The organism is Halanaerobium sp. (genome assembly GCF_003070835.1).
The window spans coordinates 1-11,922 of sequence record NZ_QBLR01000101.1 but is presented as its reverse complement, the minus strand read 5'-3'; the positions used below and the strand labels follow the sequence as shown (position 1 = coordinate 11,922).

Genomic DNA, 11,922 nt, shown 5'->3' with positions numbered 1-11,922 from the left:
AATTAAAAGTTTTTTTAGTAATCTTTCTTTTGGCAGATTAAATCTTTTTGCCAGAATTAAAGAAGCCAGAGCAAAAAAAGCTGAAAGAAAAAATAAGAAACGAAAAGAGAAAAAACGCTCAGCTGCTGAAGCAGAAACTTTTGCAAAAGAAAATGAAGATAAAGAATTAGAAAAATCAAATTCTATTAATCCCAGTATGACTCAAAGTAATACTAAAAAAGATGAAGAGAAGCAAAATTCTAAAGGTAAAAATTCCAAAAATAAAGAAAAAGAAAAAACAGCAGCTTCAGCAAACGATAGGGAAATTACTGAGGACTTTGATATTACCAAAGATCAATCTAAAGATGTTAAAGATCAGGGAGAAAAACACGGTGATTACACACTTCCTGGAATTTCTTTATTAAATGATTCGGGTAAGAAGAAGGTTAAACTAGCAAATAAAAGTGAGTTATTGGAAGAAACCTTAAACAGTTTTGGGGTTGAAGCTAAAGTGATTAATGTTAACCACGGACCAACAATTACCCGCTATGAGATCCAGCCAGCTACAGGGGTAAAGGTCAGCAAGATTGTTAATTTATCTGATGATATTGCACTTGCTTTAGCAGCTAGAGATGTCAGAATTGAAGCACCTATTCCTGGTAAAGCAGCAGTTGGGATTGAGGTCCCTCACGGCAATGATATTACTGTATCTTTTCGGGATGTAATTGTCTCCGAAGAATTTCAAAAAGCTGAAGATAAACTGACCCTGGCTTTAGGTAAGGGAATTGATGGCGATACAGCAGTCTTTAACCTGGCTAAGATGCCTCATTTATTAGTTGCTGGAGCTACTGGTTCAGGTAAAAGTGTCTGTATCAATACTTTAATCAGCAGCATTCTATATCGGGCAACTCCAGAAGAGGTTAAACTGCTGCTTGTTGATCCCAAAAAAGTTGAACTAAATATCTATCAGGGGCTGCCCCATTTAATTACACCTGTTGTTACTGATCCCAAAAAAGCAGCCAATGTTTTAAAACTGGTAGTAGAAGAAATGGAAAATCGCTATGATCTTTTTTCTGAAACCGGCAGCCGAGGAATTGAGTCCTATAATAAGCAGGTTGATGATCCGGAGGACAAGATGCCCTATATTGTAGTAATTATTGATGAGCTTTCCGATTTAATGATGGTTGCAGCTAATGAGGTAGAGGATAATATCTGCCGCTTAGCTCAGATGTCAAGAGCAGCCGGGATTCATTTGATAATTGCGACTCAGAGGCCTTCGGTTGATGTAATTACCGGCTTAATTAAAGCTAATATTCCAAGTCGAATTTCATTTGCTGTTTCTTCAGCTACAGATTCCAGGACGATTCTGGATATGGGAGGGGCAGAAAAACTGCTCGGTAAAGGAGATATGTTATTTGCACCTGTGGGGATGCAGAAGCCGCAGAGAATTCAGGGTGCTTTTTTGACAGATCAGGAGATTTCGGAAATTACTTCTTTTGTTAAAAATCAGGCAACCGCAGAATATAAAATTGAAAAAGATGACATCAAAGAAGTTGAATTATCAATTGATGATGAGCAGGATGAATTGTACGAGGAAGCAGTTAAACTGGTAGTTAAATACAGAGCTTCAATTTCTATGCTGCAGCGGAGGCTTCATATTGGTCATTCTCGTGCGGCTCGTTTGATTGATACTATGGAAGAGGATGGAATTGTTGGTCCTTATGCAGGCAGTAAACCTCGGGAGGTTCTGGTAAAAGAAGATGATCTGGAAGCAATATTGAACGGTGAATATGAAAATCAAGAAGCTGAAACCGAAGATCAAAAAAGTTAAAATCTTGACAAAAAAATTGAATTGTGATACTATTTAGTTAGTTGTCAGACAGGTAAGACGTCTGAAGAAAGGAGGGGTGGACTGGGAATTTGGATATACTAAAACATGATAAGAGACCACTATATTTAAAGATTAAGGAACACATTGAAAACTTAATTGATCAGGAAATTTATGAGGCAGGTGATAAACTTCCTTCAGAAACGGCTTTTGCAAAAGAGTTAGATGTCAGCAGGGCAAGTTTAAGAGAAGCACTGAGAGTTTTGGAAAAGGAAGGTAAAATCATCAAAAGTCAAGGTGTAGGAACTTTTATTTCTAAACCAATTCCCCGTTTTAAAAGAGGTATTGAGGAATTATTTAGTGTAACAGATACAATTAAAAATGAGGGATTCACCCCGGGAACAAGAGCTCTGGAGATCTCAAAAGAAAAGATTGAGAAACATCTTGCTCTAAAAATGAACATTAAAGAAAACGAAGAAATTTTAAAACTGCAGCGGGTTAGAACTGCAGATCAGAAGCCGGTTGTTTTTTGTATTGATTATTTAAATACCAATCTTTTTCCAATTGATATAGATGATGATTTTAGTCATTCTTTATTTGATCTGCTGGAAAATAAATATGACTTAGAAATCAAATATGCTGTAGCAGAAATCATTCCTGTTACTGCCAAAGATAAATTAATGGAAAAATTAAATGTAAAGAAACACAGTCCTATTCTGCTTTTAGAACAGATGCATTATGATAATCAAGAAAGATTGTTTCTTTATTCAAAAAATTATTTTAGAAGTGACCAGTTCCAGTTTAAAGTCTTAAGAAGCAGATAAATATTAAATTTTTAATATAGTTAATTTTGGAACAATTGACTAAAATTGAAGTGTTTTATGTTGCAAATATAAGATAAAAATGTTATATTATAATTGCAATTCACAAATTTTGGTACCATTAAAAAATATATGAGGGGGTCATTATTTTGAAAAAAGTTTTAAGTTTAGCTATTGTTTTTGCTTTTGTTATGATGGTTGTTTTTGCAGCAGGACCTGCAGCAGCTCAGGAAGATGTTAAAGTAGGTATTGTTTTATCTACTGGTGGTTTAGGAGATCTTTCCTTTAATGATGCAGCTTACAGAGGTCTGCAGAGAGCCGAAGAAGAACTTGGTATTTCATTTGATTACATTGAGCCAGCAGATCCTTCTGAAGACCAAACAGCACTACGACGCTTTGCTTCCAGAGGTTATGATTTAGTTATTGGTGTAGGATTTCAGATGGCAGATAGTTTAAGAACTGTTGCCAGTGAATATCCTGAGACAAAGTTTGCTCATGTTGATCAGACATTTGAGAATGTTCCAGATAACATTGTTACTTTAAACTTTGCTGAATGGGAAGGTTCTTTCCTTGCTGGTGCACTTGCAGCTCTAACAAGTGAAAATGGTAATGTTGGTTTTGTTGGTGGAGTAGATTTTGCACTGATCCATCGTTTTGAAGGTGGTTTTTATCAGGGTGCAAAATATATAAATCCAGATATTGAAATCCAGAGCATGTACGCTGACGACTTTGGAGATCCAGCTAGAGGTCGTGAAATTGCTCTTGGTATGATTGATGATGGAGCAGATGTAATTTATCATGCTGCAGGTGGTACAGGAACTGGTGTCTTCCAGGCAGCTGAAGAAGAAGATATTTATGCAATAGGTGTTGACTCCAACCAGAACTATATTGCTCCAGGTCATGTAATTGCAAGTATGCTTAAAAAGGTAGATAACGCTGTATTTGATACAGTTAAATCTGTAGTTGAAGGTAATTACAAGGGTGGAAACAACTTGTACTTCACCTTAGCTGATGGTGGTGTTGATCTAACAAGTTTAACTGAGGTTGGTCAGCCAGTAATTAAAGCATATGAAAATGGCACAATTACTGAAGAAGAATTAGAAACAATTAAAGAGATGAAAAAAGAAGTTACTGCTCCTCATGCAGATCGAATCAACAAAATTAAAGAAATGATTATCAATGGTGAAATTGAAGTTGAAAACTGGGGAGAAACTGGCAGACCTAAAAACCTTTAATAAGCAGCACAAATTATATTCAACTAAAGGGCTCTGCTTTCCAGCAGAGCCCCATTAATTTCTAGTATATTTAGGGAGGAATAATCATGCCCAGGGAAGATAATTATATTTTAGATATGCAGAATATAACTAAAATATTTCCAGGTGTTAAAGCAAATGATAATGTTAATTTATCAATTAAAAAGGGTGAGATTCATGCTCTTGTTGGAGAAAATGGTGCAGGTAAAACAACTTTGATGAACGTTTTATATGGACTATATGAGGCAGATGGCGGCCAGATTTTTTATGAAGGTAATAAAATCAAATTAAACGGGCCTCAAGATGCTATTAAATTAGGGATCGGAATGGTTCATCAGCATTTTATGTTAGTTGATCCACTGACTGTAACAGAAAATATAGTACTTGGTAATGAGCCCCGCAGTGGTTTAATGTTGGATCAAAAAGCTGCCAAAAAAGAAGTTCAGGATATTTCAAATAAATATGGTCTTTTTGTTGATCCTGAGGCTAAAATTGAAGATATTTCTGTTGGTATGCAGCAGAGAGTTGAAATTATTAAAACTCTTTACAGAGGTGCAGAGTTATTAATTTTTGACGAGCCAACCGCGGTTTTAACTCCTCAGGAAATTGATGAATTATTTGATATATTTCGTTCTTTAAAAGAACAGGGTAAAACTATTATTTTTATTACCCACAAATTAAAAGAAGTTAAAACTATTTCTGATCGAATTACAGTTTTGAGAAGTGGAAAGAGTATTGATACTGTTGAAACTGCAGATGTAACAAAGGAAGATGTGGCTGAGCTTATGGTAGGGCGTCAGGTTTTATTAGAAGTAGAAAAAACGGAAGCAAAACCTGGTGATGAAATTTTTAGTGTTGAAAAATTAAATGTAAAAGATAACAGAAATATTCCTGCTGTAAAGGATATATCACTTTCAGTCCGCAAAGGTGAAATTCTTGGTATCGCTGGTGTTGAGGGTAATGGTCAGTCAGAATTAGTAGAAGCTATAACCGGACTCAGAAAAATTGAAAGTGGTAAAGTTGAGCTGCGCGGTAAAGATATTACAAAATATAATGCTCGTGAGATTAAAAGAGAAAAGGTTGCTCATATACCAGAAGATAGACAAAAACGCGGTCTAATTATGGACTTTGATTTGAAAGAAAATATTATTCTGGGGTATCATGATTTAGAGCCATTTTCTAAAAATGGAATTATGAATTATGATAATGTGGCTCAATATACACAGGATTTAATAGAAAAATATGATGTTCGCGGTGGTGGAATGGAATCTCAAGCAAAAAATTTATCTGGTGGTAATCAGCAAAAATTAATTGTTGCCAGAGAATTTTCGCATGATCCTGAGTTTTTAATTGCTTCTCAGCCGACTCGGGGAGTAGATGTTGGCTCAATCGAATTCATCCATAAACAGATTATAGACCGACGCGACAATGGAGCCGGTGTTTTATTAGTTTCAGCAGAATTAAGCGAAGTATTATCTTTAAGTGATAGAATTGCAGTTATTTTTGAAGGAGAAATTGTTGATGTTTTAAAAGCTTCAGAAACAGATGAGAGAGAACTCGGTAAATTAATGACTGGTTCTAAAGTTGAAGCAGGAGGTGAAGGAAATGAATAACTACTCAGACAAAATAAAATCTATTTTAACTGATCTAGGTTTATCTTTATTATCAATAGTTGTTGCATTAATTGTAGGTACTTTATTTATTTTTCTAACTGATAAATCTCCTCTGGATGCCTATTCTGCTCTTTACATAGGATCTTTTGGAAGTTTTAGAGCAATTGCCAACACCCTCTGGCGCTCAACTCCACTGATTTTAACCGGGCTTGCTGTAGCTCTTCCTTTTAGAGCCGGGCTTTTTAACATTGGAGCTGAAGGACAGCTATTAATGGGTGGTTTTACAGCAGGAGTTGTTGGTTTTTATTTTACTTCTTTACCAGCTTTTATTCATCTTCCATTTGCGATAATTGCTGGAATGTTTGTTGGTGGACTCTGGGGTGGTCTGCCGGGTTTTTTAAAGGCTAAAATGGATGTACATGAGGTTATTGCAACAATTATGTTAAATCATATTGCAATTGCACTAACTATTAATTATGGAATTAATCTTTTTCGAGATACCGGTCGTCCGGCTACACCTAGAATTATGAAGTCAGCAGCAATGTTTAATTTTAATAATATGAATAAGTATTCTTTTCTTGAAGATTTGCCTTTATCTGATTTGTTAAGCAGTCCTGCTATCAGAATTCATCTCAACTTTTTCCTTGCTCTGATTGCAGCAGTTATTTTATGGTATTTATTATTTAAAACAACACTTGGTTATGAGATGAGAGCAGTTGGTTTTAATCCTGATGGAGCAGAATATGGTGGTATTAATGCCAGCAAAGGTATAATAACTGCTATGTTCATCAGTGGTGCTGTAGCTGGTCTAGCCGGAGTTGGAGAAGTACTTGGTACTCACTTCAGCTTTATGCAGGGTATGGATGCTGGTTATGGTTTTACAGGAATTGCTGTTGCCTTAATCGGACAGACTCATCCAATTGGAGTTATCTTAGGTGGTATTTTATTTGGAGCACTGGCACAGGGTGGTTTAGAAATGCAGTTTTCAGGTATTCCATCTGAAATTGTAATGCTGATTCAGGCTTTAGTAATCTTCTTTGTTGCAGCCCTCCAGGTCTTTAAAGTTTATCTTGCAAAAAGAAAAGCAAAAGGAGGGGTTGAATAATGGAAACTTTAAAACAAATATTTTCTCTTTCACTAATCCTTGCTAGTTTTCGCTTTGCTACTCCTTTAATTCTAGCAGCCTTAGGAGGTATTTTCTCTGAGCGATCCGGTGTTGTTAATATTGCGTTAGAAGGAATGATGTTATTTGGTGCTTTTGCAGCGGTTTATGGAAGTGCGAGCACAGGTAATCCCTGGATTGGTGTAGTTTATTCGATGGTTGCTGGATTGGCATTTGCGGCAATTCTTGCACTTGTCTGTGTGACCTTTAAAGCTAATCAAATTGTTGTAGGTACAGGTATTAATATTTTTGCTTCCGGAATTACAATTTTCTTACTCCAGGTATTATTTGGTGTTAAGGGAACATCACCAATGGTTAATCGTCTCCCTGCTTTTAGATTATTTGATGTAAGATTTAATCCAATTACTTATATAGCAATAATCTTAGTTCCTATAGTCTGGTTTATTTTCTTTAAGACCCACTGGGGACTGAGGATTCGCTCAATTGGTGAGCATCCCGCAGCAGCTGATACACTGGGGATTGATGTTAATAAATGGAGATTTATTAGTGTTTTAATCAGTGGAATTTTAGCTGGTCTTGCTGGAGCACATCTCTCAATAGGTGATGGTAGTGCCTTTGTTAGGGAAATGTCAGCTGGCCGTGGTTTTATTGCTCTGGCGGCTATGATCTTTGGTAAGTGGCATCCTTTTGGTGCCTTTGGTGCTGCAATGCTTTTTGGATTTGCTGAGGCAATTGCTGTTCGGGTTGAGTTTCCGTTTATTCCTTCAGAATTAATCAGTGCAATACCTTATGTCCTTACTTTAATTGTACTGGCTGGTTTCTTTGGTAAATCAGTTCCACCAGCTGCTTCTGGAGAGCCTTATTATAAAGGTGAGAAGTAATAAAATAAAAAAATGTGATCTTCCAACAGGGACAGTATTTTAATGCTGTCCCTGTTTTATTTGCGCTCTAAAATAAAAAATACATTGAAAAAGATTAAATTTATTACTAAAGTATGTTATAATAATAAATAGTGTTTATCTACTTTGAATTTTAAGTAAATTAACCAATAAATATTAAAAGCTGCAGCAGTGCACTAGTGCATAAGGAGGACAATAAATTGGAAGAAATGGAACTTGAACTGGGTACATTACTTAAGAAAGCCAGACAGGAAAAAGGTTTAAGCTTAGATGATATTCAGGAAGAAACCAAAATTAGAAAAAAATATCTAGAAGCAATTGAAGAAAACAATTTTGATATATTACCCGGAAATGTTTATTTAAAGGTTTTTATAAAGGGTTATGCAAGAGAAGTAGATATTAATTATCAGGCTCTACTTGAAAATTACCCGATTTTAAATATCAAAGAAGAAAAAGAAAGCAACTTACAAAAAGATTATTTAAACGGAACTAAAGTGTCCAGCAGTAATCAGAATCATAATAAAAAAAATCCATTAAAAATTATTTTTATTATTTTATTATTACTATTTTTAGGTGCTGCTGCAGTTTACACTTATCAATATGTTAACAATTCTGAAATAAGATTATTAAATCAGCAGAACAGCATTCAGGAGAATATAGAAGAAGAATCAGAACTTTTAGAAGTGGAAAATAATGATGATTCAGCTTCAGCAGCTGAAGAGGAAATAGATAAAGAAAATGCTGTTAATTCAGAAGAAGATTTAGATTCCAGTTTGAGAATATTTAATGATGATTCTTTCGAAAATGAATTGACTGACAACTTATTTGATTCATTTGATTCAGATATTCTTACAGAAGAAAATACGGAAATAATTGAGCAAAATAATTTTCAAGAATTGAATGGTTTAAACTCTCAGGAACAAAATCAAATTAATGAAATAATTATATCAGAAAAAACAGAGAGTACAGAGAGTGGAAAGGAAAGAAATGATTCAGCAGCTGTGGATGTTGAATCTGAGGTTGAAGAGGAAGAGGTTCAAAATACAGAAAGAACTCAATTAGATGCTAATGAGTCTGAAACTGCAGCTGGTTCAGTTGAAGAAGAGACTGTGGCTGATTTTGACAACACGCTACTTTTTTCTGCAGCTGACACAGTTTGGGTTTCTGTAGACCTCGATGGAGAAAATGTATTTAGCGGTATTTTAGAGGATGGAGATCAGCGTGAATTTGAAGTAGATCAAAGGCTTTATATAAAAATAGGAAACGGAAATGCTATTACAGCTAAAATAAATGGAGAAGTTTACGGTCCCTGGGCTGGAAATGGGGAAATAGCAGAAGTAGAGTTTATTAATCAAGATCAGGAAATAAGAATTAATAATCTGAGAGATTAAGTATGTCTGTTTATTTTGTAAAATTAAATAACAAATAAAAAAACACCCGTTTTGCGGGTGTTTTAAATATTTAAAGTAATGGTGGAGGGGAAAGGATTTGAACCTTTGTAGGCATCGCCGGCAGATTTACAGTCTGCTCCCTTTAACCACTCGGGCACCCCTCCGTATTAAAATGGTACCCTCAAGGGGATTCGAACCCCTGCCGCCAGGATGAAAACCTGGTGTCCTGGACCCCTAGACGATGAGGGCAGATAGCTTTTTCACAAGCACAATTAATAGTATATAGTAACTTCAGCAGATGGTCAATTTAATTTGATGCTGATTATTGACTTTGATAGTAAATTAAGTAGTGAATACTATTTTTTTTAAGTTTTTTCGGACTTATAAAGCTTTAAATAAAATTTTATGAGAGAGAGTGATTTTTATGTCAAACAATTTCTTTAATGCAGTTGATTTTTCACATTTTTTATTAAGGGAAGCACTTAAATCTGGAGATAAAGCCCTTGATGCTACTGCTGGCAATGGTCATGATACAAAGTTTTTAGCTGAGCTGGTTGGAGCAGAAGGGAAAGTTTTTTCTTTTGATATTCAAAAAGAAGCCATTGCTAATACAAAAAAACTGCTGCAGGAAGCTAAATTGGAAGAGAATGTTGAATTGATTAAAAACAGTCACGCTGAGCTTGATCAATATTTAAATGAGGAAATATCAGCTGCTATTTTTAACCTTGGATATCTGCCGGGAGGAAATAAAGAGATCATAACAAAGTCTAAAAGTACACTTAGAGCTTTAAAAAAAGCAGTTTTGCTGCTCAAAAAGGACGGAGTTGTTGTGCTTGTTATTTACAGCGGTCATGATGGAGGAGATGAGGAAAGAGAAGCAGTTCTGGACTATGTAACTGATCTGGATTACAAAAAATATAATGTTTTAAATTATAAATTTCTTAATCAGCCAGGGCCACCACCGGAAGTAGTTGCTATTAAAAAGAGGAATTAAAAAAAGCAGGCACCTGCCTGCTTTTTATTTTATATAAGTTTTTTAGCTAGTTTAGGAATTATTCCAGAGTCTGTTTTATTCATCATCCACTTTTCTGCAACCCGCTTATTCATTAGAGAAATAGTGGGGAAGGAGTGCTGAGTCATCATAATATCAAACATTGAAATATCATGCTGAATTGCTAATATCCATTCATGGATTAGCTCACTGGCTGCTTCACCAACAATTGTAGCTCCAAATATTTTTCCTTTGCTGTTTGTAATTACCTTAACAAATCCTTCTGGTTTACCATCTGCAATTGCTCGGCCATAATCTTCATATCTTTCTTTTACAATCTGATAATTCAAGCCTTTTTCGTTTGCTTCTTTTTCTGTGATTCCTGCCTGGGCAATTTCTGGTTTAGTAAATACAGACCAGGGAACAAGATAATCATCATAATTAAATTGTTTAATTGGAGTTGGATTGATAGCATTCATTAAAGCCAGCATTCCCTGGTGCATAGCAGCATGAGAGAGTAGAGCCTTACCATTACAGTCACCGACAGCATATACTCCCTTAACATTAGTTTCCAGCTTTCTATTAACTTTGATGCCAGACTTACCATATTCAATTCCAGCATTATCGAGTTTTAAAGGATCTAAAACAGCCTTTCTACCAGTAGCTACTAAAATTTTATCAGATTCAAAGATTCCTACATCTGTATGGGTAACGATTTTACCGTCTTTTTCTTCAACTTTGTTGATTCCAGTGCTGTTGTGGACACCAATGCCTTCTTTTTTAAACTTTTCTTCCAGTACTCTTCCAGCTTCTTCATCACCTGTTGGCACCAGATGATCATCAATCTGGAACATATTTACTTTAGATCCCAATCTGGAAAAAGCCTGAGCCATTTCTGATCCGATTGCACCTCCACCAATAATTGTTAGGGTTTCGGGTATATCTTCCTGCTCAAAAATATTCAAATTAGTTAAACGGGGAACATCTTTCAGTCCAGGAATTGGTGGAATCATTGGTTCAGTACCTGTTGCAATAAAGATCTTATCAGCAGTATATTTTTTCCCAGCTACTTCAACTACTTTTTTGTCAACAAATTTAGCTTCCCCCTGGTCGACAATTAACTTTGCTCTTTCAAAAACCTTCATTGTTTTGTTGCCGCTGATTTCTCCAACTTTATTTCTAACAATTTCTAAAGGATTTTCGATTTCAGTTTTACCAGCTAATTTTATTCCATACTGTCTTAAATTTTCAGCAACTTCATTTACCTCTCCCGCTTTTAATAAAGCTTTGCTGGGAACACAGCCGTAGTTTAGACATTCCCCACCAACTTTATGTTTTTCAATTGAGAGAACATCCAGTCCCATATTTGCAGCCATTGCTGTAACTGCCATTCCAGCAGGACCCATTCCGATTACTATTAAGTCATGTTTTTCCATTATAACCACCTCATATTACAAAATATTTAACTTTTACGATATATATGATAATATATTCTCAAACTAATTTCAAGTTCTTTATAACATTTTAGAAAAAATATATCAGATGTATTATAGCTTACAATTTTACAGGAGAAGAGTGGAATATTTAGAATTTTTTTAATAAATATCCAGCCAAAAATTAATGAAAATCAGGGTATAGAGAAGTATTTTTAAGCAAAAACAGATTAAATTGTTCTAAAGTAGTATAATTCCAATAATAACACTTGACCTATACCTTTAACTCTATTATAATAGTTATTGCTTGATTGAAAAACGCCTCGTCTTAGGGGAGTAGCTCAACTGGCAGAGTAGTGGACTCCAAATCCATTGGTTGCAGGTTCAACTCCTGTCTCCCCTGCCATTTTTTCAATTTAATACTATGCTGATGTAGCTCAATTGGTAGAGCAGCTCACTTGTAATGAGCAGGTTACCAGTTCAAGTCTGGTCATCAGCTCCATTTTTGATTTTTAGGGGAGTAGCTCAACTGGCAGAGTAGTGGACTCCAAATCCATTGGTTGCAGGTTCAACTCCTGTCTCCCCTGCCAT

The 11,922-nt window shown here is 35.3% G+C and carries 9 protein-coding genes and 5 tRNA genes; 11 read left to right on the top strand and 3 right to left on the bottom strand.

Annotation, left to right across the window (positions count from 1 at the left end; translation table 11 throughout):
* From CI949_RS11100 to CI949_RS11070, 7 genes are all read left to right on the top strand, one after another.
* On the top strand, positions 1-1,810 hold a 1,810-nt coding region (locus tag CI949_RS11100), incomplete at its 5' end, for a DNA translocase FtsK (protein WP_290766411.1).
* 89 nt (positions 1,811-1,899) lie between these two features.
* Positions 1,900-2,631: a GntR family transcriptional regulator gene (locus CI949_RS11095; protein WP_290766408.1), complete on the top strand. Its 732-nt coding sequence runs from the start codon at positions 1,900-1,902 to the stop codon at positions 2,629-2,631.
* A gap of 146 nt (positions 2,632-2,777) precedes the next feature.
* Positions 2,778-3,863, top strand: a complete 1,086-nt coding sequence (locus CI949_RS11090; protein ID WP_290766405.1) for a BMP family protein — start codon at positions 2,778-2,780, stop codon at positions 3,861-3,863.
* Between the two features lie 86 nt (positions 3,864-3,949).
* Positions 3,950-5,494 carry an ABC transporter ATP-binding protein gene (locus tag CI949_RS11085; protein WP_290766403.1) on the top strand — a complete coding sequence of 515 codons (1,545 nt, stop codon included), beginning with the start codon at positions 3,950-3,952 and terminating at the stop codon, positions 5,492-5,494.
* Positions 5,487-6,599: an ABC transporter permease gene (locus tag CI949_RS11080; protein ID WP_290766400.1), complete on the top strand. Its 1,113-nt coding sequence runs from the start codon at positions 5,487-5,489 to the stop codon at positions 6,597-6,599. Before CI949_RS11085 ends, CI949_RS11080 begins: the two co-directional genes overlap by 8 nt.
* On the top strand, positions 6,599-7,498 hold the full coding sequence (locus CI949_RS11075; RefSeq protein WP_290766397.1) for an ABC transporter permease: 900 nt from the start codon (positions 6,599-6,601) through the stop codon (positions 7,496-7,498). Before CI949_RS11080 ends, CI949_RS11075 begins: the two co-directional genes overlap by 1 nt.
* A 227-nt stretch (positions 7,499-7,725) precedes the next feature.
* Positions 7,726-8,907 carry a helix-turn-helix domain-containing protein gene (locus CI949_RS11070; protein WP_290766414.1) on the top strand — a complete coding sequence of 394 codons (1,182 nt, stop codon included), beginning with the start codon at positions 7,726-7,728 and terminating at the stop codon, positions 8,905-8,907.
* A 79-nt stretch (positions 8,908-8,986) separates the two neighbouring features.
* Here CI949_RS11070 and CI949_RS11065 read toward each other — a convergent pair.
* Together CI949_RS11065 and CI949_RS11060 are read right to left on the bottom strand one after the other, a co-directional pair.
* Positions 8,987-9,071, bottom strand: a tRNA-Tyr gene (locus CI949_RS11065).
* 9 nt (positions 9,072-9,080) lie between these two features.
* Positions 9,081-9,156, bottom strand: a tRNA-Glu gene (locus CI949_RS11060).
* A gap of 175 nt (positions 9,157-9,331) precedes the next feature.
* Between CI949_RS11060 and CI949_RS11055 the strand changes: the two genes are divergently transcribed.
* Entirely contained in the window at positions 9,332-9,901 is a 570-nt protein-coding gene (locus tag CI949_RS11055; RefSeq protein WP_290766395.1) for a class I SAM-dependent methyltransferase, read from the top strand.
* A 29-nt stretch (positions 9,902-9,930) separates the two neighbouring features.
* Here CI949_RS11055 and CI949_RS11050 read toward each other — a convergent pair whose 3' ends face one another.
* Entirely contained in the window at positions 9,931-11,334 is a 1,404-nt protein-coding gene (locus CI949_RS11050) for an NAD(P)/FAD-dependent oxidoreductase (RefSeq protein ID WP_290766393.1), read from the bottom strand.
* 327 nt (positions 11,335-11,661) lie between these two features.
* Between CI949_RS11050 and CI949_RS11045 the strand changes: the two genes are divergently transcribed.
* The 3 genes from CI949_RS11045 (at position 11,662) to CI949_RS11035 (ending at position 11,921) form a co-directional block, all read left to right on the top strand.
* Positions 11,662-11,737: transfer RNA gene (locus CI949_RS11045), tRNA-Trp, on the top strand.
* Positions 11,738-11,757: 20 nt separating this feature from the next.
* Positions 11,758-11,833: transfer RNA gene (locus CI949_RS11040), tRNA-Thr, on the top strand.
* A 12-nt stretch (positions 11,834-11,845) separates the two neighbouring features.
* Positions 11,846-11,921 (top strand) — tRNA-Trp (locus CI949_RS11035).
* The last annotated feature ends 1 nt before the right edge of the window (position 11,922 follow it).